The 23811-nt window shown below is 73.4% G+C and carries 16 protein-coding genes; 6 read left to right on the top strand and 10 right to left on the bottom strand.

What is annotated here, in order from left to right:
- Positions 1-43: 43 nt before the first annotated feature.
- Positions 44-466 carry a GNAT family N-acetyltransferase gene (locus CS0771_RS03875; protein WP_244870584.1) on the top strand — a complete coding sequence of 141 codons (423 nt, stop codon included), beginning with the start codon at positions 44-46 and terminating at the stop codon, positions 464-466.
- Between the two features lie 93 nt (positions 467-559).
- On the opposite strand, the gene CS0771_RS03880 is transcribed toward CS0771_RS03875, so the two are convergent.
- From CS0771_RS03880 to CS0771_RS03920, 9 genes are all read right to left on the bottom strand, one after another.
- Positions 560-1291 carry a G5 domain-containing protein gene (locus tag CS0771_RS03880; RefSeq protein WP_244870585.1) on the bottom strand — a complete coding sequence of 244 codons (732 nt, stop codon included), beginning with the start codon at positions 1289-1291 and terminating at the stop codon, positions 560-562.
- Between the two features lie 184 nt (positions 1292-1475).
- Entirely contained in the window at positions 1476-2150 is a 675-nt protein-coding gene (locus CS0771_RS03885; RefSeq protein WP_212839800.1) for a hypothetical protein, read from the bottom strand.
- 75 nt (positions 2151-2225) lie between these two features.
- Entirely contained in the window at positions 2226-3101 is an 876-nt protein-coding gene (gene htpX / locus CS0771_RS03890) for a zinc metalloprotease HtpX (RefSeq protein ID WP_212839801.1), read from the bottom strand.
- Positions 3102-3274: 173 nt separating this feature from the next.
- Entirely contained in the window at positions 3275-4777 is a 1503-nt protein-coding gene (locus tag CS0771_RS03895) for an NADH-quinone oxidoreductase subunit N (protein ID WP_212845601.1), read from the bottom strand.
- Between the two features lie 8 nt (positions 4778-4785).
- Positions 4786-6270: a NuoM family protein gene (locus CS0771_RS03900; RefSeq protein WP_212839802.1), complete on the bottom strand. Its 1485-nt coding sequence runs from the start codon at positions 6268-6270 to the stop codon at positions 4786-4788.
- 58 nt (positions 6271-6328) lie between these two features.
- Positions 6329-8098, bottom strand: coding sequence for an NADH-quinone oxidoreductase subunit L (locus CS0771_RS03905; protein ID WP_212839803.1), 1770 nt, complete (start codon positions 8096-8098; stop codon positions 6329-6331).
- Positions 8095-8442 (bottom strand): NADH-quinone oxidoreductase subunit NuoK, encoded by a 348-nt coding sequence (nuoK, locus tag CS0771_RS03910; RefSeq protein WP_212845602.1) that lies wholly within the window; start codon positions 8440-8442, stop codon positions 8095-8097. Before nuoK ends, CS0771_RS03905 begins: the two co-directional genes overlap by 4 nt.
- A complete protein-coding gene (locus CS0771_RS03915; RefSeq protein ID WP_371821347.1) occupies positions 8442-8957 on the bottom strand; it encodes an NADH-quinone oxidoreductase subunit J in 516 nt (171 codons plus the stop codon). The genes nuoK and CS0771_RS03915 overlap by 1 nt, the downstream gene beginning before the upstream one ends.
- Positions 8954-9472 (bottom strand): NADH-quinone oxidoreductase subunit I, encoded by a 519-nt coding sequence (locus CS0771_RS03920; protein ID WP_371821348.1) that lies wholly within the window; start codon positions 9470-9472, stop codon positions 8954-8956. Before CS0771_RS03920 ends, CS0771_RS03915 begins: the two co-directional genes overlap by 4 nt.
- Before the next feature lie 106 nt (positions 9473-9578).
- Between CS0771_RS03920 and CS0771_RS03925 the strand changes: the two genes are divergently transcribed.
- The 5 genes from CS0771_RS03925 (at position 9579) to CS0771_RS03945 (ending at position 22776) form a co-directional block, all read left to right on the top strand.
- Complete coding sequence (locus tag CS0771_RS03925; RefSeq protein WP_212839804.1) at positions 9579-12143, top strand: carboxypeptidase-like regulatory domain-containing protein; 2565 nt, start codon at positions 9579-9581, stop codon at positions 12141-12143.
- A 131-nt stretch (positions 12144-12274) separates the two neighbouring features.
- Positions 12275-14851, top strand: coding sequence for a collagen binding domain-containing protein (locus CS0771_RS03930; RefSeq protein WP_212839805.1), 2577 nt, complete (start codon positions 12275-12277; stop codon positions 14849-14851).
- 218 nt (positions 14852-15069) lie between these two features.
- Positions 15070-17532, top strand: coding sequence for a carboxypeptidase-like regulatory domain-containing protein (locus CS0771_RS03935; protein ID WP_212839806.1), 2463 nt, complete (start codon positions 15070-15072; stop codon positions 17530-17532).
- A gap of 109 nt (positions 17533-17641) precedes the next feature.
- Positions 17642-20188 carry a carboxypeptidase-like regulatory domain-containing protein gene (locus CS0771_RS03940; RefSeq protein WP_212839807.1) on the top strand — a complete coding sequence of 849 codons (2547 nt, stop codon included), beginning with the start codon at positions 17642-17644 and terminating at the stop codon, positions 20186-20188.
- A gap of 68 nt (positions 20189-20256) precedes the next feature.
- Positions 20257-22776: a carboxypeptidase-like regulatory domain-containing protein gene (locus tag CS0771_RS03945; protein ID WP_212839808.1), complete on the top strand. Its 2520-nt coding sequence runs from the start codon at positions 20257-20259 to the stop codon at positions 22774-22776.
- Between the two features lie 67 nt (positions 22777-22843).
- On the opposite strand, the gene CS0771_RS03950 is transcribed toward CS0771_RS03945, so the two are convergent.
- A complete protein-coding gene (locus CS0771_RS03950) occupies positions 22844-23800 on the bottom strand; it encodes a complex I subunit 1 family protein (protein WP_212839809.1) in 957 nt (318 codons plus the stop codon).
- Positions 23801-23811: the final 11 nt, after the last annotated feature.

Raw genomic sequence — 23811 nt, forward strand, 5'->3', positions numbered from 1 at the left:
CCGGAGCCGATGTGCTGCGGCAGGCTCGCCTAGACTCCGCCAGGTGATCGTGCGACGAGCAGGCGGGGCGGATGTGGCGGCGCTCGCCGAACTGCGCGGCATCGACGGGGACCAGCTCGAGCCGTTCGCCGCCTGGGTGACCGCCCACGCGGACACGCATCTGCCGTTCGTCGCCGAGCTCGACGGGCGCGTGGTCGGCTCCGCCTGGCTGCTCGTCGCGGAACGGGTGCCCGGCAACGGGTCGCCGCAGCGGTGGTACGGCGACGTCCAGTCCGTCATGGTCCGCGAGGAGCACCGCGGCCGCGGCATCGGCGGCGCGCTGATGGCCGGGATCCTCGCCGAGGCCCGCAAGCGGGGGCTGCTGCACGTGACCGTCCACTCCGGCCGCCGCGCGGTCGACTTCTACCTTCGCAACGGCTTCAGCCACCACCGCCAGCTCCTGCGCTGGGAGCCGGACGGCTCCTGAGCCGCCCCCCGGGCATCGCAGGTGACGAGCGAGGCTCCCGCGATGCCGCCGACGCGGCAGGGCGGGAGCCTCGATCAGCCGACGGGGCTGGGCTCAGTCGCAGCCGATCCCGTCGCCGTCGCGGTCAAGCTTGTAGATGTCGGTGCCGATGACCTTCACCGGACCGGTGACGTACGCAGGCCCGTCGCCGCTGCCCCCGGCGCAGTCGACGTCGGAGGCGATGGGCACGCAGGCCCAGGCGTAGTTCGGGTCGCAGGAGGACGAGGACGTCGGCTTGGTGCCCACGAGAATGACCTTGGTGACCGGCTGCTTGGTGACCACCTCGCTGACCAGTGTCTTCGCGGTCTCCACGCCGTCGGTGTAGGTCACCTCGTAGGTGCGCGTCTTCACGCCGTTCACGCCCGCCGTCTTGACCTTCGTCTTGCCCTTGGCCAGGTTCGGGTCGTTGACCCGGCGGGTCGAGTACGGAATCGCGGCCGTCTCGGTGACGGTGCGCTTCTCCACGAGAGCCGACGCGCTCGGCGCGGGAGTGACCTCACCGGCCTCGGCCACGGCGGACGGCGACGGGGAGGGCTCGCTGTTCACCACCGCCGCGGGCGCGGCCTGGCCGGCGGGGCGCCCGGCGTCCTGCGGCGGGTCGGTGAAGGCGCCGACGACGACGAGCCCGCCGCAGCAGGCGAGCAGCATGGCGACGAAGCCGCCGCCGAAGAGCAGGAGGGCTTTCTGGCCTACGCGCAGGCTCGCGAGGAAGCCCCGCCGCGGGGCCCTGGGCGGCAGGTACCACTGCTGGGTGTGCTGCGGGCCGTGGGGAGGGAGATTCGTCACCGCCGCAGTCTGGCCCCGTGGGATCCCCATCGATAACCGAGAAACCCGGTGCCGTTTCGTGCCCGGCAGGGGCGTTCGACCGGTTTCCGGGCCGCCCCGGGATCGGCTCGGCCACCAACGGTGCGCGAGCCGTCACCGCGCAGCGCCCTCCGGCAGCTCGGCTCGGCAGACGGACGATCGGCGCTCAGACGAAGGGGTCGCGGGCGAAGTCGCGCAGGCGCTCGGCGACCACGAACGAGCTCTCCGTCGCCTCCGTACGGGGGCGGCCCCGTGTGATGGCGTCGGCGAGCGCGGTGAGCTGCGTGGCGGGCAGCATGGCGAGTCCCGCGCCGCGCAGGGGCAGGGTGAGCTGCACGCCGGAGCGCGGGTCGGCGGCGTGGAGCACCTGCACGCGGTGGTAGCTGCGTGCTTCGCCGGTGCCGACGGCCTGCAGCTGGGAGCCGCCGGTGACGATCGAGGTGGCCAGGTCGGCGGTCTTGCTGCCGAGCGCGCCGCGCACGGTGAGCACGGTGCCCTCCAGCCAGGCGGCGGTGCGCCATACCCGCAGCACGAGGTAGCCGGCGACGAGGATGACGAGCAGTGCGCACGCGGCACCGGCGAGGCCGATGAGGCTGACGCCGTCGGCGAGGCTGGAGCCGGGGTCGGGGGCGGGGCCGGGGACCAGGTTGCCGTTGTCGTCGACGTGCCACTCGCCGTCGCCGATGGTGGAGTTCACGGTCGTGCGGGCGAAGAACGAGAAGCCGAACGCGAGCACCGCGACCAGCACGCTTCCGGCGATCATGAAGGCGGCCACCACGGTGGCGAAGATCTTGATGCCGGTGGGTACACCGATCGACAGGGCGAGCCTCGGCTGCGACATGGCGCGCAGCCTATCGGGTCCACGCCATAGCGAAAGGCCCCGCCAACAGCGCGGGGCCTTTCGGTGACAGCGACGTCAGCGCATGTACTGGATCGGACCGGAGCTGGCGGCCATCGCCTCCAGGCGCCGCACCCGCTCCGCCATGGGCGGGTGGGTGGAGAACATGTTCGCCAGGCCACCGCCCTTGAGCGGGTTGTCGATCATCAGGTGGGCGGAGCTGGCGAGCTGGCCCTCGGCGGGCAGCGGCAGCTGCTGTACCCCCATGTGGATCTTCTTGAGGGCGCTGGCCAGCGCGAGCGGGTCGTTGGTCAGCTGGGCGCCGGACGCGTCGGCCTGGAACTCCCGGCTGCGGCTGATCGCGAGCTGGATGACGGTCGCCGCCATCGGGCCCAGGATCAGCATCATGAGCATGGCCAGCGGGTTGGGGCCGTCCTCGTCGTCCCCGCCGATCGGCAGGAACCAGGCGAGGTTGGCCAGCATGGTGATGATGCCGGCGAGCGCGCCGGCGACGCTGGAGATGAGGATGTCGCGGTTGTACACGTGCGACAGCTCGTGGCCGATGACCGCGCGCAGCTCGCGGTAGTCGAGGATGCGGGTGATGCCCTCGGTCACCGCGACCGCGGCGTGTTCCGGGTTGCGGCCGGTGGCGAAGGCGTTGGGCTGCATGGTCGGGCTGACGTACAGGCGGGGCATGGGCTGGCCCGCCTGCTGGGAGAGTTCGCGCACCATCTGGTACAGCTGGGGGAATTCCGCCTCGCTGACCGGTTGGGCGCGCATCGAGCGCAGCGCGAGTTTGTCCGAGAAGAAGTAGCTCACCCCGTTCATCAGCAGCGACACGATCACCGCGATGAACAGGCCCGTGCTGCCCCCGAGCCAGTAGCCGATCGCCAGGATGATGCCGGTCAGCAGGCCGAGCAGCGCTGCCGTCTTCAGACCGTTGTGGCTGTGCATACCTTCCCTCCGTCGATAGCGCGGCGTGGGCCGCGCATCAGTTGCAACGGATGCCTCCGGTATCCACCTTCCCGATATGAGCTGGGAACATGCTGACAATCAGCCTAATCGCGGCCGCATGCGAAAGCGCCCAGGCCGCGAACTCGGCCTGGGCGCTTCAGCTGTGCGCGGGGTCACCGCCAGGCGGTGACGGCGGCGTAGACGAGCTGCGGCGCCACGGTGAGCACCACTCCGGCGGCGGTGGCCAGCGTCAGCGCCGTGGCAGGAGCCCAGGAGACCCCGGCGGCCTCGGCCGGAGTGTCGGCGGCGCGGTAGAGGGCCGCGACGGGTCGCCAGTACACGGCGAGGCCGATGACGGAGACGAGGGCCACCAGCAGGGCCAGCCGGTAGGAGTCGACGCTGAGCAGCGCCTGGATCACCGTGATCTTGGCGAACAGCCCGGCCAGCATCGGCGGCAGCCCGGCCAGGCCGACCAGCGCGAAGGTCAGCGCGGCGGCCCGCCAGGGCGCACCGCGGCCCAGCCCGTGCAGGTCGGCCAGGGTGCCGCCGTCGGCCGCGCCCGGCCGCAGCGCCACCACCGCGCTGAACGCGGCCAGCTCCAGCACCAGGAAGAAGACGGTGTAGACGAGCGCCGCGTCGAGCAGCCCGTCAACCGGACCGGCGAGTGCGAGCCCGGCGAGGCCGCCCAGCGGCGCGAGAATGAACCCGGCCTGCGCCACCGACGACCAGGCCAGCAGCCGTACGGTGCGGCGCTGGCGCAGCGCGACCAGGGTGCCGACCAGCATGGACAGCGCCGCGAGCACGGCCAGGGTGATCCCGGCCGTGACGAACATGCTCCGGTCGTCGCCCGCCGCGCCGGTGGCCAGCACCCCGTCCACCACGATCAGGATGGCGGCCACGCCGCCGAGCTTGGAGGCGGTGGACAGGAACGCGGCGACGGGCACCGGCGCGCCCTCGTACGTGGCGGGCGCCCAGGCGTGCAGCGGCACGGCCGCGACCTTGAAGCCGAGCCCGACCAGGATCAGCGCCAGGCCGGTCAGCGCGACGGGCCGCCAGTCGTCCCCGGCGAACAGCGGCGCGGAGACCAGCCCGCGCAGCTGCACCGTGCCCGAGGCCAGGTAGAGCAGCGCGGCGCCGAGCAGGGTCACCGCGGTGGCGACCACGCTGGTGGCGAAGAACGTCACCGCCGCCGCCGCGGCCGTGCCGGCCCGCCGCCGGTGCAGCGCCACCAGGGCGTACAGCGGCACGGTCAGCGTCTCCAGGGCCACGATCAGGGTGATCAGGTCACCGGCGGCGGCCAGCGCGACGCCGCCGGTCATCGCGCAGGCGAACAGGAACACCGTCTCGCCCGCGGGCGCGTCACCGCGGCGCAGCGCCGGGGCGTAGAGCAGCAGCGCGCCCACGGTCAGCGCGGCGACCAGCACGGTGATCAGCCGGGCGCGCGCGTCGTAGACGTACGCGCAGTCCACCGGCATGACCTCGGTGCCGCCGGGCGCGGCCAGCCCGGCGCAGAAGGTGCCGATCTGGCGCGGCTGCACGGCGAACGCGGCCGCGGCGGTGAGCACGGCCCCGGCCAGCGCGACCGCGTACGGCCAGCGCCAGCGGGGCTGGGTGAACAGGTCCACGACCAGTGCCAGCAGCGCCGTCCCGGCCGCGACCAGCAGCGGCAGCATCATCTGAAGGTTCACGGCGCTCCCGTCGTCAGGGCGGACACCGCACTCGCCGACAGCTCCAGCACCAGCATCGGCGCGACGCCGAGCAGCAGCGCCAGCAGCACCAGCGGGGACCAGGCGGCCAGTTCGGGGGTGCGGGCCTCGGGCGCGCCGGCCAGCACCGCGGCCTGCGGGCCGTGGCTGACCCGGCGCAGCAGGCGCAGCAGGTACGCCGCGGTCAGCGCCCCGCCGATCGCGGCGAGCACGGCCAGCACGGTCCACAGGGTGCCGCCCCGCTGCACCGCGGCGACCACGGCGAACGCCTCGCCCCAGAAGCCGGCCAGGCCGGGCAGGCCGAGGCTGCCCAGCGCGGCGAAGCCGAGCACGCCCGCCAGCCAGGGCTGCCGCTCGCGCAGGCCGCCCAGGTCGGCCAGCAGGCCGGTGTGCGCCCGGTCCTTGATCGCCCCGGCGAGGAAGAACAGCAGGCCGGTGAGCAGGCCGTGCGCGATGTTGCCGAGGAGCGCGGCCTGCACGCCGATCTCGCTGAGCGTGGCGATGCCGAGCAGCACGAAGCCCATGTGGCCGACGGACGAGTACGCGATCAGCCGCTTCAGCTCGGTCTGGGTGAGGCACACCAGCGACCCGATCAGGATCGCGGCGACGGCAAGCACGCCCAGCGCCGGGGCGAACGCGGCGGCGCCCTCCGGCGTCACCCCGAGCCCGACCCGGATCAGGCCGTACGTGCCCATCTTCAGCAGCACCCCGGCCAGCACGACGCTGCCCACGGTCGGCGCCTCGGTGTGCGCGTCGGGCAGCCAGGTGTGCAGCGGCCACAGCGGGCTCTTCACCGCGAACGCGAGCGCGAACAGCCCGAAGATCCACAGCTGCGCGGTGTGCGACAGGGTCGGCGCGGCGGTGAGGCTGACCAGGTCCGCGGTGCCGGTCTGCACCACCACGGCGACCACGCCGACCAGCAGCAGCACCGATCCGGCCAGGGTGTAGAGGGCGAACTTCAGCGCGGCGGCGCGGCGGGCGGGCCCGCCCCATCCGGCGATGACCGCCGCCATCGGCAGCAGCACCACCTCGAACGCCAGGAAGAACAGCACCAGGTTGACGGCGAGGAAGGTGCCGAGGATGCCCACCTCGATCACCAGCAGCAGCGCGGCCAGCAGACCCGCCCGCTCCGGCCGCTGCCACAGCAGGTAGCCGCAGCACAGCACGGTGAGCAGCGCGGTCAGCACGACCAGGGGGTACGAGATGCCGTCCACGCCCAGGTGCAGCCGCAGGTCCAGCGCGGGCACCCAGGACCAGTCGGCCTCGTGCCACAGCTGCGGGCCGCGCCCGGCGGGTTTGACCAGCCCGCGCGTGGTGAACATGGGCACGGTCAGCAGCAGCGTGAGCACCGACGCGACCGTCGCGGCCACGATGCCGGCCCGGCCGCGCAGCAGCAGCGCGGCCACCGCGCCGAGCAGCGGCACGGCCAGCACCCCCACCAGCAGGAATGCCGAGTTCGTCATGCCGTCACCTCGCTGCGCCCGGCGCTGTCCCGGGAGATCTCAGGAATGTTCCGGCCGCTCACGTGAACACCACCGCCGTCACCGTCACGACCACCGCCCCGATCAGGACACCGGCCAGCGCGCGGGGCAGCGCGGCACGGTGCCAGGCGGCCAGCCCGGCGCCCGCACCGGCGGTGGCCCGGCCGAGGCCGTTGACCGCGCCGTCCACCCCGGACACGTCCACCGCGGTGATCGCGCGGGCGAGCGCGCGTACCGGCCGGACGATGACACGGTCCTGCACCGTGTCGAGACCCAGCCCGCCCGCGAGGAACGGCCCGGCCTTGCCGAGCACCGCCGCCGGGTCGCCCGCGTCCACGCGCCGCCAGCCCCACCAGGCCACCGCGACGCCGAGCACGGCCAGCAGCAGCGGCAGCACCAGCTCCACTCCGAGGTGGGCCAGCTCGTAGCCGGCGGCCAGCGCGCCCACGCCCAGCCCGGCAGCGGGCACCGCGAGCACCAGCAGCGTGCCGCGCATGGCCCAGCCGGGCTCGTGCCCGTGCACGGCGGCGTCGCGCGCCGGGCCGAAGAAGGTGAGCAGCCACAGCCGCGTCGAGTACCAGGCGGTCAGGACGACGCCGAGCAGCGCGGCCAGCCACAGCGCGGGCCGCTCGTGCAGCGCCGCGACCACGGCCTCCTTGCTGAAGAACCCGGCGAACGGCGGCAGCCCGATCAGCGCGCCGAGGCCGATCGTCATGGTCCAGAACGTCACCGGCATCGAGCGGCGCAGCCCGCCCATGTGCGACATGAGGTTGCTGCCCACGGCGTGGATCACCGAACCGGCGCAGAGGAACAGCAACGCCTTGAACGCGGCGTGCGCGAGCAGGTGGAACATGGCCGCGTCGAGCGCCCCGGCGGACAGCGCCGCCATCATGTAGCCCAGCTGCGACACCGTCGACCAGGCCAGCACCCGCTTGATGTCGTCGGCGGCGGTCGCGGCCAGCGCGCCGAGCAGCAGCGTCACCCCCGCCATCGCCGCCATCACGGCCAGCGCGGTCGGGGAAGCCGCGAAAACCGGGAAAAGGCGGGTCACCACGTACACACCGGCGGCGACCATGGTGGCGGCGTGGATGAGCGCCGAGATCGGCGTCGGGCCGGCCATCGCGTCCGGCAACCAGGTGTGCAGCGGGAACTGGGCGCTCTTGCCGGCCACCCCGGCCAGCAGCAGCAGCGCCGCGGTGGTGACCAGCGCCGGGCTCATCCCGGGCACCGCGTCCAGCACGTCCACGATGCGGAAGGTGCCCGCCTGCACCCCGAGCAGCACGATGCCGAGCAGGAAGCCGACGTCGCCGACCCGGGTGACCAGGAACGCCTTCACCGCCGCGCGGGGCGCCTCGGGCAGCGTGCGGTCGTGCGCGATGAGCAGGTACGAGCAGGCGCCCATCACCTCCCAGCCGATGAGCAGGGAGATGAGGTCGCCGGAGAACACCACGGTCAGCATCGCGCCGGTGAAGATCGAGATCTGCGCGGCGTACGGGCCGTAGCGCCCGTCCCCGGCGAGATAACCGGTCGAATACACCTGCACGCACAGCGCGACCACGGCCACCGCCAGCGCCATCAGCAGCGCCCGGGTGTCCACCAGCAGGGCGAACGACACGTCGAGGTCACCGAACCGCGCCAGCTGGTGGGCCCGGCCGCCGCGCTCCTCCCCGGCCAGCGCCAGCACCGTCAGCACCAGCGCGGCCGCCGCGCCGAAGATGCCCAGGGCACCCGCGGCCAGGCGGTTGCGCTGCGGCAGCAGCAGGCCGGCCAACCCGCACACCAGCGGGGTCAGCACCAGCGTCACGATCATCGCAGCTCCCCGTCGAGCGCGGGTGCGGGCTCGGCGGGCGCCTCGGCAGCCTCGTCGAGCGGCACCTGGTCGGTGTTGATGTCCTGGCGCAGCCGGAACAGCCGCAGCACCAGCGCCAGGCCGACGCCCACCTCGGCCGCCGCCAGGACGATCACGAACAGCGTGAAGACCTGGCCGGTGAGGCGCTCGCGCAGCGTGTCGCCGGTGACCAGGATCAGGTTCACCGCGTTGAGCATCAGCTCGACCGACATCAGCACCAGCACCGCGTTGCGCCGCCGCAGCACGCCGTACACCCCGAGGCCGAACAGCAGCGCGGCGGTCACCAGCGGGATCACCGGACGGATCATCGCGGCTCCTCCCCCGCCACCGCGGTCTCCCGGCGGGACAGCACGATCGCGCCCACCAGTGCGGCCAGCAGCAGCACCGACAGCACCTCGAACGGCAGCACCCAGTCCTTGAACACGGTGTCGCCGATGCGCTCGGCGGTGCCCGGCACGGGCGGGTCCACCCGCAGCCGCCCGAAGACCACCACGAACAGCGCGGACAGGCCCAGCGCGGTGGCCGCGCCGAGCAGCACGGCGGGCAGCGCGGGCCGGTCCAGATCGGAGCTGCGCCCGATCGGCGCGCGGGTCAGCATCACCGCGAACAGCAGCAGCACCACCACCGCGCCGACGTAGATGAGCACCTGCACCCAGGCCGCGAACTCCGCGCCGAGCAGCAGGAACTCCACGGCGACCGCGCCCAGCGCGACGACGAGCCAGAGCCCGGCCCGGACCAGCTGCTTGGTGATGACCACCGCGGCCGCGCCCGCCACCGCGACCAGCCCGGTCACCGACAGCAGGACGTCCATGAGCGTCACGAGGCGCTCGCGCGTTTGGCCACGGCGGTCTCCTCCTTCGACGGCTCGCCGTTCGGGTCGTGCGGGGGCGGCGGCGGCACCGTCGCCATCCACTCCCCCAGCCGGTCCTTCTCGTGCATCAGGTCGCGGATGTCGTACTCGGCGTACTCGAACTCCGGCGACCAGTAGAGGGCGTCGAACGGGCACACCTCGATGCAGATGCCGCAGTACATGCACAGCGAGAAGTCGATGTCGAACCGGTCGAGGACGTTGCGCTGCCGCGGGCGCGCCGCGCCGGGCACCACGACCTCCTCCTTGTGCGAATCGATGTAGATGCACCAGTCCGGACACTCGCGCGAGCAGAGCATGCAGACCGTGCAGTTCTCCTCGCGCAGGGCGATCACGCCCCGCGAGCGCGGCGGCAGCTCGGGAGCCACATCCGGATACTGCTGCGTCGTCGACGGCGAGACGAGGGTCTTCAGCGTGACCGCCAGCCCCTTGCCCAGCCCCGCGCCGGGAATGCTCATGCGCACCATCCTGCCCCCTCACCGGGCGGTGCGCGAGTACCGGTACGCACGGAGGATTCCGCGCTGGGCAAGATCCGCTAGGGTGAGGCCGATTTCTCACGGGGAGGAACCCGCCATGCGCGCTCGCGCACTGGCCGCGCTGGCTCTGTCGTCCGCGGCCGTCGTGATCCCATCGTCCACCGCCCAGGCCGTCCCGCAGCAAGCCGCGCCCGCCGCCGCACCGGTGACGGCGCAGGCCGCCGCGCCGCTGACCGGCGTCATCACCGGCAAGGTCACCGACGGCGCCGGCGCGCCGCTGCCCGGCGCCTGCGTGACCGCGGTCGCCGCCAGCCTGCAGACCCTCGGCCGCGCCTGCGCCGGCGACGACGGCCGCTACCGCATCGACAACGCCCGCAACAGCGTCATCTACCTGCGCGCCGACGCCGGCGGGCACACCACCTGGGCGCCGGACCGGCTGGACCGGGTCACCGCCACGCACATCGGGGTGACCACCGGCGAGACCGTGACCGTCGACCTCGTCGTCGAGCAGCGGCACGGCATGCTGCGCGGCACGGTCAGCCGCCAGGACGGCACGCCCGCCAAGTTCGCCAACGTCTCGCTGTACCGCGAGGGCGCTCCCGGGACCCGGATCGGCATGATGATCGCCCGGGACGGCGCCTTCACCTGGTCGCTGCCGGTCGGTCGCTATCTCGTCTCCTACGGCGGCAGCGGCTACAACACCACGGAATGGCACCCGGGCGTGCCGAACGTGGGTGCCGCGACGGCCGTCGAGATCACCGAGAACGGCACCGTGGAGATCGCCGAGCGCTTCCTGCCGGCCGACCCTATGCCACCGGCGCCCACGGAACTGCTGCACCGCGGCTACATCACGGCCCAGCCCGACGGCGCGCCGGTGGCCGGCGCCACGGTCAGCCTGTACAGCCAGTCGCTCGTCCACTGGGGCACCGTGCAGACCGCCGCCGACGGCGAGTGGCGGCTGCCGCTGCCGTCCGACCTGCGCCTGATCACCACGGTTTCGGCGCCCGGATACGCGACGGTCTGGGGATTCGACGATCCCGAGCCGATGATCGGGCAGGTCATGCTTCCGCCCACCCGCCTGCGGCCCGGCTCCGGCGGCCTGCGGGTGACGGTCCGGGACCATGACGGCGGGTCGCTCGTGCCCACCGCCACCGCTCTGCTCAAGATGGTCGACACCGGCTACAGCTGGGACTACACCCTGCCGGTCCGGTTCGACGGGACGATCGACCTGCCGAACCTGCCGGCGGGGCGGTACAAGCTCAAGATCACGCCGGCGGCCGACCCGATCCGGGCGACCCAGTGGTATCCGGCCGCGCTCGACGAGGCCTCCGCCGAGGTGATCACCGTCTCGGACGGGCAGACCACCGAACTCGCCACCTCGCTGCTCGGCCCCGGCCGGGTCGAGGTGAAGGTGGTGGACGCGGTCACCGGCGCGCCCATCAAGGACGCCTGCATGTCCATCGCCGACGTGGACGCCTGCACCGACGCCGACGGCATCCGCCGCGCCGACGTCGGCTGGGAGGTCAAGAAGCATTCGCTCCAGGTCGAGCACCTGCCCTACCACTTCACCACGACCAGTTCCTTCGACGCCAAGCCGGGTCAGCTGGTCAAGGTCACGGTGCCCATGCAGCCGGGCGCGGTCGTGGCCGCGGCCTACGAGGACAAGACCGGGCATGACGGCTCGTCCGGGGTCTGCGTGGACGCCGTACGCGGCGTCTGGGGCGACGTGATCGCGGAGGACGACAAGGTCTGCGGATCGCTCACCCCCGGCAACAAGGTGCTGCTCGGCCCCTTCCACCCCGGCCGGGTCCAGCTCTTCGTGCACCCGACCGTCACGACGGGTGCGCAGTGGCTGGGTCACCTCGGCGGCACGGGCGACCGGCGCACGGCGGCAACACTGGACCTGCACGCCGGCTTCATCACCACCGCCCCGAACATCGTCGCGCTGGGCTACGGCCGGATCGACGGCCGCATCCAGTTCCCGAACGGTGACGACGCCCTGTTCGGCTGCGCCGAGGTCGCGCCCCGGATGTCGTCCTGCGCCGAGGACGGGGGCTATTTCAGCATCCCGTACCTCGGGCCCTACACCTGGACGCTCACCTACCAGGGCGGGGCCTTCTACCGCGTACGCACGGGCGAGGCCGGAGCGCCGGGCAACTTCACCGTGAAGGTCGGCCAGAGCACCCCCGCCTGGGTGAAGCTCATCCCGGGCACCTCGGTCTACAACATCGACAACGGCAACGTGAACAGCGAGATCGACGCGTTCGACGCGTACACCGGACGCCTGCTATACAGCACCAGCGGGGGCACGCTGGCGCTGCCGGCGAACCGGATCGTGGTCTTCCGGCTGCGGTATGGCAGCGCCCAGAACCCGCTCAGCTGCTGGGCGCACCTGTCCACCCGGAAGGGCAGCACGCCGTACTACATGGTCGGCACGGAGCCGCTCAGCCCGTTCCGCATCGACCCGGCCAAGAACTGCCTGAACCGGGAGCCGGTGCGGCTGACCGGGCCGGTCGCACCGCTGCCGGGTCCGGTGCCCGCCACGATGTTCGCCGCCGCCCCGGCCGGTTCGGCCGGCACGAGCACCGCGGTGACGGGTGGCGGGGCCGCCTCGCCGTGGGGTGTGCCCACGGCCGCCCGGCTTGCCCGGGTCAAGCCCTAGAACGGCACTGACCCGTCGCGGCGGGTCGAACCTGGGCCGTGCCGGTGCGCCTCGGTGCACCGGCACAGCCCAACTGCTTCATGACCTGCGGCGACCCGCTAAGGTGAGCGCCGCTCACACGGGGAGGCTCCATGCGCAGAGCTGCGCTGGCGGCGCTGGCCATACTGGCCGCGGCCGTCGTGATTCCGGCATCGTCACAGGCGGCACCGTCACCCGCCGCCGCGGCACCGTCACCCGCCACGGCCGCGGCGCCGCGCGCCGCCGCGCCCGCCGCCGGCCGGATCAGCGGCCGGGTGACCGACGTCGCGACCGGCACGCCGATCGCGGGGGCCTGCGTCACGGCGTACTACTACACCGCCTACCAGGTGCACGGATACGCCTGCACCGACGCCGACGGCGGCTACACTATGGACAACGTCCAAGGGGGCAACTTCTACCTGCAGGCCCGGCTCGGGGAGCAGACCCTGTGGTGGCCGGGTGTAATGGACCGGGCCTTCGCCTCCGGCGTCAGCACCTTCGGCACCGCCGTGGTCGCCGACTTCGCGATCGAGCGCCGCACGGGCACGGTGCGCGGCACCCTGACCCGCCAGGACGGCGGCGCGGCCTGGTACGGCGCGGTCCGCCTGTACCGGCCGGGCGCGACCCAGGCCGTCGTGGTCGTCACCACGCTCGACGGCGGCTCCTTCGTCCGAGCCGGCGTGCCCGCCGGGGAATACCAGGTCGCCTTCGGCGGCAGTGGTTACGCCACGCAGTGGTATCCCGGCAAGGCCGATCGTGCGGAGGCCGCCACCGTCACCGTCACCGAGGGCGGCACGGTCGAGCTCACGGAGCAGTTCCGCGCGGTGGACCCGATGCCCGCGCTGCCGGAGATGTCCACCGTCCACGGCACCGTCACCGCGGCGGGCACGCCCGTCGCGGACGCCCGGGTCGACCTGTTCGGTCTCGGCATGCTGCCGCTCGGCGGCACCAGGACCGACGGCGAGGGCCGCTACCAGATCCCGAACGTCCGGACCGGCATCCCCGTGTGGACGCGGACGACAGCCCCCGGCTACGCCACGACGTGGAGCATCGACGACCCGGAGCCGTACACCCAGCGCACCGTGGGCTCCGCCGCACTCGACGTCAAGCTGGGCGCCAAGCCGGGGCGGCTGACCGTCCGGGTGGTCGACCACGACGGCGCGCTGCCCTTCCCGGGCACCACGCTGACCCTCACCGACCTCGCCGGCACCTGGACCTACACCATGCCGGTCCGCTTCGACGGGACCGCCGACCTGCCGGAGCTGCCGCAGGGCGAGTACCAGCTGAAGGTCCTCCCCCGGGTCCCCTCGGGCGTGTCCCGGCCCGCGCAGTGGTATCCGGGCAAGCTGACCGCCGCCGAGGCGCAGACCGTCACCGTCACCGGCGGCGCGACCACGGCGCTCACCGAGACCCTCGTCGGCCCGGCCGTCGTCGAGGTCACCCTGCTCGACGCGGTGACCGGCGCGCCCGTCTCCGGCGCGTGCGTGCAGATGGCCGACCGCGTCTGCGCCGATGACGGCGGCGTCTACCGCCTACGGGCGCAGGACCTGCAGAAGGGTCCCCGCCAGCTCTACGTGACGCACGAGCCGTACCACTACCCGATGCAGAGCTCGGCCGTCGCCGGACCGGGCGAGGTCGTCAAGGTGACCCTGCGGATCCAGCCCGGGGCGGTGATCACCACCACCTACCGCGACACGATCAACAAGACCGAGCTCCCGCCGGTGTGCGTGCACGCGGTGCGCGGGACGTGGGGCGACAAGCTCGCCGACAACCGCGTCTGCGCCCAGCCGGACGCCGACGGCAGGCTGCTGCTGGGGCCCTTCCAGCCGGGCCAGGTGCAGCTGTTCGTCGAGCCGCGCGATCTCATCGGCGCCCAGTGGCTCGGCCGCACCGGCGGCACCGGCGACCGGCACACCGCCGCCCTCCTCGACCTGAGGACGGGCGAGATCACCGACGCCCCGGAGATCGTCGTGCAGCGGGGCCGCGCGATCTCCGGCACCCTCCGCCGGGCCGAGAACGGCCAGCTCGCCACCACCGCCTGCGCGACGGCGGGGCCCGAGCTCTACAGCTGCCCCGGTGACGGGCTGTATCGGCTGGACAACCTCGGCCCGTACGACTGGAAGATCACCTACTCCGACGTGACCAGCCCGGCGATCCGCACCGGAGAGCAGGGCGCTCCCGCGCGCACCGACCTCACCGCGGCCTCGGTGTCCGGTGCGGACGCCTGGCTGAGCTACGGCACCTGGGTGCCGGTCGCCGTCGCCGGCGCGACGGCTCCCACGCAGATCACGGCGTACGACGCGTACACCGGGATCACGCTCAGCGGCGCGTCCGGCGGCAGCGGCGTGCGTGTCCCGGCGAACCGGGCCGTGGTGCTCAGGGCGCAGCACGGCGACACCGTCTGCTGGGCCTACTTCGGACTGGGCAACCGGCGCACGCCGTACCTCGCGGTGGGCACCGAGCAGGTCAAGCAGATCACCCTCACCATCGGGAAGAACTGCCTGGCCCGCGAGCCGTTCCGGAGCCCGGTCCGCATGCGGCCGCTGCCCGGCCCGGTCGTGGTCAAGACCTTCGCCGGGTCGCCCTGGCTGCGCGGGGTCACCGGGCGCGGCGTCGACACGAGCAGCCCCACGGTGTCCTCGCCGTGGGGCGTGCCGACGGACGCCCGCCTGGCCCGGGTGAAGAACTGACCTAAAGCGAGCCGCCCGTGACGAGGGCTCCAAACGCGATCGTGCCCGGTGCGCCGCAGCGCACCGGGCACCTCCATGTCACGCCTTATACAGCGCATCCTGGCCGTTTCGGTGATCCGTGTCGGTTCCCCGACAGCTAACGTGATCGCGATTCATCACGGGGAAAGAGGATCATCTTGCGATTCCTGCTGCTTGAAAAAAGATCCAGGCTCGGTGCGGTGGCGGCGTCCGCCGCGCTGGTGAGCTCCCTGGCGGTGGCGCTGCCGGCGGCCGTCGGCGCGGCCGAGCCGCCCGCCCTGATGACCGGCCTCATCACCGACGCGGCCACCGGCCAGCCGGTGCCGGGCGCCTGCATGGAGCTGGAGCACCCCACCTTCCTGACCCTCGTCGCCAAGGCCTGCGCGGGCGCCGACGGCCGTTACACCATCCCGGGCAAGGCCGCCTCGCCGGTCAACGTGCGGACCCACGTGTACGCCGACGGCTACGGCGACCGGTGGCTCACCAAGGTGAGCCGCTACGAGTCGGTGGCGATGCCGCTCAAGGTCGGCACGACGACCGTGCGCGACGTCGCGCTCAGCCGGGCGTCCGGCACGCTGCACGGCACGCTCCGCTTCCCCGACGGCACGCCGGTGGGGCTCATCGCCGTATGGGTGTATCCGGAGGCCGCCGGGTCGCTGATGATCGCCGCGACGCGGACCGCGCCCGACGGCACCTGGAGCGTGCCGAACCTGCCGCCGGGGGCGTACCGCCTCGCCGTCAGCAGTGGCGTCCTGGAGTCGACCGGGCCCTTCACGGTGACCGACGGCGGGAGCACCACCGCGGACGTGACCTACCCCGGTTCGGTGCTGGTCTGGCGCACGCTGCACGGCACGGTGCGCGACACCGGTGCCCAGCCGGTGGCCGGGGCCCGCGTCTCGCTGTGGTTCCCCGGATACGGCGAGGTCGGGTCGGTGAACACCGACGCGGCCGGCGGGTACAGCTTCCCGAAGGTCGCGAGCGGACTGCTGTACGAGCACCGGATCGTCGTCACCGCGCCGGGCCGCGCCGCGACGTGGAGCGGCGACCGCCCCCACCCGCAGTCGTCACCGCCCTTCCAGCAGCTGGGCACCTCCGACCTGTTCGACTTCACGCTCCGCCCGAGCGCGGCGACGGTGAGCGGCAGGCTCACCGACGGGACCGGTGACCCCGTGGTCACCACGGTTCAGCTGCGGCAGAGCAACGGCTCGCTGCACAGCGAGTACAGCGCGCCCGACGGGACGTACCGCTTCCCCAACGTGTGGCCGGACCAGGTGACGCTGAACTACACGACCACCGGGCCGAAGCAGTTCGCCGCGCGGAAGCTGTCCGAAGCCGAGGCCGACAAGTACACCGTCGCCGCCGGGGCCGCCGTGACCGTCGACAACCAGCTGTTCGGGCCGACGGGCACCCTGGAGGTGCGGCTCGTCGACGCGGTCACCGGTGAGCTGCTCCCGAAGGCCTGTGCGCTCATGTCGGGCAACCAGCAGTGCGTGCCGGGCGGGATCCAGCGGTTCGAGGGCCTGCTGCCGGGGCCGCGTGCGGTGACCGGCCAGGCGTGGCCGGTGGCGGCGAACGCCACCGACTCCGTGACGGTGAACCCCGACGGGGTCACCGTGCTGACCCTGCGCCTGGAGCCGCTGACGCACGCCGAGTTCCGGGTCGCCCGCGACACCGACGGCACCGCGCCCGGGTTCTGCGTACGGCTCGTCGCCGTGTACGGCACCCCGCAGCCGGCCAGCGTCCAGCAGATCTGCAACTACGCCAGCGGCACCGCGCCCGGCGACGGCATCATCACCACCGTGCCCGCCGGTCGCTACCAGGCGCTCGTCGAGCCGCAGGACACCACCCGCTACGGCCGTCAATGGCTGGGCGCGGACGGCGGCACCGGACGGCGCGCCGAGGCTGCCGTGCTCGACTTCCGTCCTGGCAAGGGCGCCACGGCTCCCGTCATCAAGCTGGACGGCGCGGGCTCCATCCGCGGCCGCATCGACAGCGTGTTCAAGACCGAGACGCCGCGCTGCGTGCGGTACGCGCCGATGGCCGTGACCGGGTACCTGGGCTGCGCCGCGCCCGGCAGCGAGTACCAGCTCACCGGGCTCGGGCCGTACGCCTGGGAGCTGGAGGTCAGCGACGGGGAGGCGGCGGCGGTGTGGTCCGGCGGCGCGCCCGACCGGTCCAAGGCGACCGGTGTCGTGGTGACCGCCGGGCAGACCACGCGGTTCGACCACACCCTGAAGGTCGACGACTCGCGCATCAAGCTGCTCGTCGCGGACCCCTCGGCGAGGGTGACCGTGTACAGCGCCGTCACCGGTGACGAGCTCGGCACCACGCAGGGCAGCTCGATGCTGACGGGCCTGCCCGCCGGGCGGGTCTACCTGCACTACGACGGCAGCGTGGACTGCTGGTACGGCCAGCGGACGACCGCCACGCCCGACCGCGCGCAGCGGGTCGGCGGTGCGCTGAACCTGCCGGTGGCCGTGGCGGTCGGGCTCGACATCAAGCCCGGCGTCAACTGCTTCGCGGCCCGCCCGCAGCTGTGGAACCCGGCCGACCGGTTCCGCTTCTCCGTGGACGTGCAGGGTCAGGTCGCCACGGCGGTCGCCGCCGCGGTGGACACGCTGAGCCCGCGCACCGCCCAGCGGTCCGGCCGGGCCGCTTCCTGACGGGACGGCGAGGAGCCCGCGACGCCGGGCTCCTCGCCGTCGCAGGCCGTCACCGGCCTTCCACACCAAACTCCCCCTGCCTGGCACCTCCTCGGCTTGGAGATCCACCGTGCCCCACCGACTGTCCCGCGCCGCCGCGACGGCCGCCGCCACCCTGCTGGTGGCGTCGCTCGCGGTCGCCCCCACCGGAGCCGCCGCCGCGGATCCACCCCCGGTCCGCCTACAGGGCGTCGTCACGGATGCCGCCACCGGAGCGCCGGTCCCCGGCGCCTGCGTCGAGATCGTCCACGCGAGCTACCTGCACCGGCTGGCCGAGGTCTGCGCCGACGCCGAGGGCCGCTATGCGCTGCACACCTGGATGATGAGCAACTCGGTCAGCGTGTTCGCCCGCGCCCACGCCGCCGGGTACGCCGACTCGTGGTCCGGCACGGTGCGCAACCGCAACGTCCTGCCCCCGCTGAGCCTCTCCTTCGCCAACGTGCCCACCCGCAACTTCCAGCTCGGCAGGCAGGCCGGGACGCTGCAGGGCCGGGTCACCTACCCGACGGGCTACCCGGTCGGCCTGAACCTGGTCACCGTGGTGCACGACGAGAACGTGTCGGTGCGGGCCGGGCAGGTCTACACGGCGCCCGACGGCACCTGGGCGCTGCCGAACCTGGCCCCGGGCCGGTACCGGGTGAGCGTGGGCACGGTCGTCCAGACCGGACCCTTCACCGTCACCGACGGCGCCGCCACCATCGCCGACGTGGCGCTCAGCAGCCAGCCCCCGCGTGACCCCGTCGGGCTGGGCGGCACCGTACGCGACTCCGACGGCACCCCCGTCACCGGCGCGCGGGTCTCGCTGTGGACGACGGGGTACGGCGACGTCGCCACCGTGTCCACCGACGGCGACGGCGCCTACCGGTTCCCCGCGCTGGTCTCCACGCCCAGCGTGATGCGCCTGGTGGCGCGCGCGCCCGGGTTCGCCGAGGAGTGGTCCGGCGGCAAGCCGCATCCCGCCTCGGCGACGCTGCTCACCAGCCTGCCGCAGGCGGAGAACGGATACACCGGCGACTTCACGCTGCGGCAGCTGACCGGCACGGTGGCCGGCAAGATCGTCGATGACGCCGGCCGGCCGATCCTGACCTCGGTCAGCATCATGAACGGCACGACGGTCGTACACACCGGGCACAGCGGACCGGACGGCCGTTACCGGTTCACCAACGTGCGGCCCGGCGAGTTCACCCTGAGCTTCGGCACCGGCGGCCCGACGCAGTACGCCTTCCACCGGCTCACCGCGGCCGAAGCCGACCGGTACAGCGTCGCGCCCGGCGCCGAGCTCACCGTGGACCAGGAGCTCTACGGCCGGACGGGGGTGCTGGAGGTGCGCACCGTCGACGCCGACAGCGGCGAGCCGGTCTCGGCCGGCTGCGTCCGGGCCGGTGGCTACACCCTGTGCGACGGCGCCCCGGTGCACACCGTGGAGCGGCTGTGGCCGGGTGTGCACGAGGTGTCGGTGGCCGCCGACACGTTCACCCAGTCCGCGGTCGCGTCGGTGATGGTCGCGGCCACGGGCGTCACGGTGCTGACCGTGCCGGTGCGCGCGCAGACGCACGGCGAGCTGCGGGTGGCACGCGACACCGACGGCACCGTCCCGGCCGTCTGCCTGCGCTTCGTCGCGGTGTACGGCACCCCGCAGCCCGGTCCGATCCTGCAGTGCAACAACACGACCGGCACCGCACAGGAGGTCGCCAGGTTCAGCATGCCGCTCGGGCGTTACCGGGCGTTCGTGTTCCCCGCCGACCAGACCCGCTACGGCAAGCAGTGGCTGGGCCCCAACGGCGGCACCGGCGAGCTGGACAAAGCCGCCGTGCTGACCTTCCGGAACGCGGCGCGGACCATGCTGCCCACGGTCAGGCTGGACGGCGTGGGCGCGCTGCACGGCTTCGTGCACAACGAGTTCGTCAAGGACGGCCTCACCGGCTGGCGGTCGGTCAGCTACCTGCCGCACGAGATCGACCAGGGCACGCTCGGCCTCGACGAGTACGCCGAGTACCAGATCACGGGGCTGGGCCCGTACGCCTGGCAGCTGGAGTTCAGCGGCTGGGGCGCCGCGACCACCTGGTCCGGCGGCGCGCCCGACCGCTCCACGGCGCTCGCCGTGCAGGTCACCGAGGGCGGCAGCACCCGCTACGACATCCGGCTCACGCGGCCGGAGTCCACGCTCACCACTACCGTCACCACCGTCAACGGCAGCTCGCCGGGCACGGGCCGGACGACGGTCCACAGCGCCGTCACCGGTGACGCGGGCGCGGTCACCTCGACCACCGCCGGCTCCAGCGCCCGCAACCTCGCCCCCGGCCCGGTCTACCTGCACTACCAGGACGACTGGACCTCCTGCTGGGCACGGGTGCAGCCGCGACCCGGACACCCCGGCGCACGGTCACAGCTGGTCGGCGGCGCGCTCCAAATCGGCGTGGCACGGCAGCACCACTTCGTGATCAGACCGGGCGTCAACTGCCTGCCGGACGCGCCGCTGCTGTTGGCCGGCCGCGGGCTCGGCACGCGGCAGGACCTCCAGCTGCGGCTCGCCGACGCGGTCGCCACGGCGGCGGCGGCGGTGACCCGGCCGGCCGGGGCCGCACCGGGCCGCGCGACGGGGCCTGGCCGGCCGTGACCGTTTTCATGACCCCGACTCGCGGCCGCCGCCAGCCTGACTCGACCCCACGGCAAACAGGAATGACCATGGACCTTCGCAACCTGTCGCGGATGGCCGCGACCGGCCTCACCGCGCTGCTCGTCACCTCACTCGCCTACGCACCGGCCGCCGCCGTGGCCGAGCAGCCGCCCGCGCTGCTGGAGGGGCGCATCACCGACGCGGCCACCGGTGCCGGTCTCGCCGGCGCCTGCGTCGACCTGGAGAACACCACCTTCCTCGGCACGATCACGAGCGTGTGCGCGGGCGCCGACGGCCGGTACGCGCTCGACGCGCGGCTGGTGACCAACCTCAACGTGCGCACCCGCGCCCACGCGGAGGGCTACGCCGACGGGTGGGGCCTGGGCTACCGGCACCGCTTCGGCTCCGGCATCGCCGGCCTGGTGCCGGGTGCCACCGTCGTACGCGACTTCGCGCTGAGCCGCGAGGCGGGCGTGCTGCGGGGCACCCTGCGCTACCCGTCCGGCGACCCGGCGAGCCTGGTGACGCTGGAGATCCGCGCGAACGCCGACGGCACCCCGGCGGTCGCCCGCGTGCGCACCGGGCTCGACGGCACGTGGGAGCTGCCGAACACGGCCCCGGGCGGCTACCGCGTCACGTCCACCTTCAGCACCCCGGCGCTGGACGCCGGACCCTACGCGGTGACCGCCGGGGCCACCACGACCGCGGACCTGACCCTCGTCGACGACGCACCGGAGCTCGTGGAGCTGTCCGGCACCGTCCGTGATGCCGCGGGCGAGCCGGTGCCCGCCGCCCGGGTCACGCTGTGGCTGCTCGGATACGGCGACGTGTGGTCCGTCGAGGCCGACGCCGCGGGCCGTTACGCCTTCCCGCGGGTCCCCTACGACTACGTGGGTCAGCACTTCCTGGTGGCTCGCGCACCGGGCTTCGCCGACGTCTGGACCGGCGACAAGCCGCACCCCCAGTCGGCGTACCGCCTGTGGGCGGTGCCGGAGCGTCCGGGCGGCTGGACGGTCGACTTCGTGCTGCGCCCTGCGCCGGGGACCGTCGTCGGCACGCTGACGGATGCCGCCGGCCTGCCCGCGATGGGCCAGGTCCAGCTCCGGCAGAGCACCGGCGGGGCGCTGCACACCGTCGTGAGCGGACCCGACGGCCGCTACCGGATCCCGAACGTCCGTCCCGGGGAGGTCACGGCGCAGTACGTCACCGGCGGCCCGCTGCAGTACGCCGCCGGCAAGGTGACCCTGGCCGAGGCCGACGTGTACCCGGTGGCCCCGGGCGCGACCGTCACCGTGGACAACCGGCTGCACGGCCGCACCGGCGTGCTGGAGGTCCGCACCGTCGACGCGGTCTCCGGCGCGCTGGTGGCGGCGTGCGTGTGGACCGACGGCACCCGCAAGTGCGATCCCTCCGGCGTGCACCGGTTCGACGGGCTGCTGCCCGGCACGCGCAGCGTCACCGCCGACGCCTGGCCCGTCCACTCGGGCCTGGGCGAGAACGTCGTGGTGCGTCCCGACGGCGTCACCCCGATGACCCTCAAGCTGGGCCCGCTGACCCACGCCGAGGCCCGGGTCGCCCGCGCCGCCGACGGCACGCTGCCGGCCGTCTGCGTGCGGCTGGTGGCGGTGTTCGGCACCGCGCAGTGGGCCCCCGACGCGAAGCACTTCTGCAACCACGACGGGGCCGGCGGCGAGGTGCGGGAGTCGTTCGGCACCACCGTGGAGCCGGGCCGCTTCCAGGCGTTCGTGGAGCCCCACGACACGAGCCGCTTCGGCCGGCAGTGGCTGGGCGCGACCGGTGGCACCGGCCGCCGGGCCCAGGCCGCCGTCCTCGACTTCCGCCAGGGCAAGGGCAGTGCGCTGCCCACCATCACCGTGGACGGGTCCGGCGGCATCCACGGCCGGATCGACAGCCCTCTGCCAACCGAGGGCGCGCGCTGTGTGCGCTACGCGCCGAAGTTCCTCACCGGCGACGGGGCGTGCGCCGAGCCCGGCGCGGATTACTCGATCACCGGCCTGGGGCCGTACGAGTGGGAGCTGGAGATCAGCGACAAGCTCCACCAAACGGCTTTGACCTGGTCCGGTGGGGCGAGCGACCGCACCACCGCGGCAGGTGTCAAGGTGACCGCGGGCCAGACCACCCGGTTCGACCAGACGCTGCGGGTCTGGGGCTCGCGGATCGTCGTCGGCGGCCCCGACGAGTGGGCCGTGATCACCGCGCACAGCGCGATCACCGGTGACGAGGTCGCGATGTCGGATTCGCGCCAGGACTGGACCCTGTGGGGCCTGCCCGCCGGCCCGGTGTACCTGCACTTCGCCGGTGCGACCGACTGCTGGTATCGCGTCGGCGCCCGCCCGTCGGACGCGTGGGACCGTGCCCAGCGGGTCGGTGGAGCGCTGACCGTGCCGGCCGACGGGATCGCGTACATCACCGTCAAGCCCGGCGTGAACTGCTTCCCGCGCACGCCCACGCTGCTGTCCCCGGCGGGCGGGCCGAGCCTGTCCGGTGACCTGCGGGCCGAGGTGACCGCGGCCGTGACGACCGCGGTGCGCACGCTCACCGCGGGCACGCGCCGCCCGGCACGGTGACCTGCCGGGAATGACGATGAACCGGGCCCGTCCCTGCCGCACGGCGGGGACGGGCCCGGTCCGCGTCTCAGGCCAGCGCCACCCGCACACCGGCGGTGAGGATCAGCTGGAACAGCGCCAGCGGCACCAGGACCAGCCAGCACAGCCGCTGCAGCTGGTCCTCGCGCAGCCGGGGCCAGGACACCCGGAGCCAGATCACCACGAACGCCACCAGGCCGGTCTTGAGCAGCATCCACAGCCAGCCCACGCTGTCCGCCCACGGGCCGTGCCAGCCGCCGAGGAACAGCGCCGCGGTCAGCGCGGAGATCACCACGATGCCGACGTACTCGGCGAGCAGGAAGAACGCGAAGCGCAGGCCGGTGTACTCGGTCATGTAGCCGAAGACCAGCTCCGAGTCGGCGATCGGCATGTCGAACGGGGGCCGCCGGATCTCGGCCAGCCCGGCGACGAAGAAGACCACCATCGCGGGCAGCTGCCACAGCAGCCACCACGGCTGCCAGGCGGCCACGATGCCGGGCAGGCTCAGCGTGCCGGCGGCCATCGCCACGCTGGCCGCGGCGAGCACGAACGGCAGCTCGTACCCGAGCAGCTGCGCCGCTGCCCGCAGGCCGCCGAGCAGCGAGTACTTGTTCGCCGAGGACCAGGCGGCCATCAGCACCGCGATCACGCCGATGCCGACCACGGCGAGCACGAAGAACAGGCCGACGTCGAGCTGCTGCCCGACCAGGTCGCCCGGCCCGAGCGGGATGACCAGCAGCACCAGCAGGTACGGCAGCAGCGCCACCGCCGGGGCCAGCCGGAACACCGGCCCGTCGGCGTCGCGCGGGGTGATGTCCTCCTTCTGCGCGAACTTCACCCCGTCCGCGATGAGCTGCGCCCAGCCGTGGAACGCGCCCGCGTACATGGGCCCGAGCCGGGACTGCATGTGCGCCATCACCTTGTGCTCGGTCTGCCCGACCAGCAGCGGCAGCGTCAGGAACGCCACCGCCACCAGCGCCACTCTGAGAACGATCTCCCAGGTCATGCCGCCGCTCC

The sequence above is a fragment of the Catellatospora sp. IY07-71 genome (assembly GCF_018326265.1).
Classification (GTDB): Bacteria; Actinomycetota; Actinomycetes; order Mycobacteriales; family Micromonosporaceae; genus Catellatospora.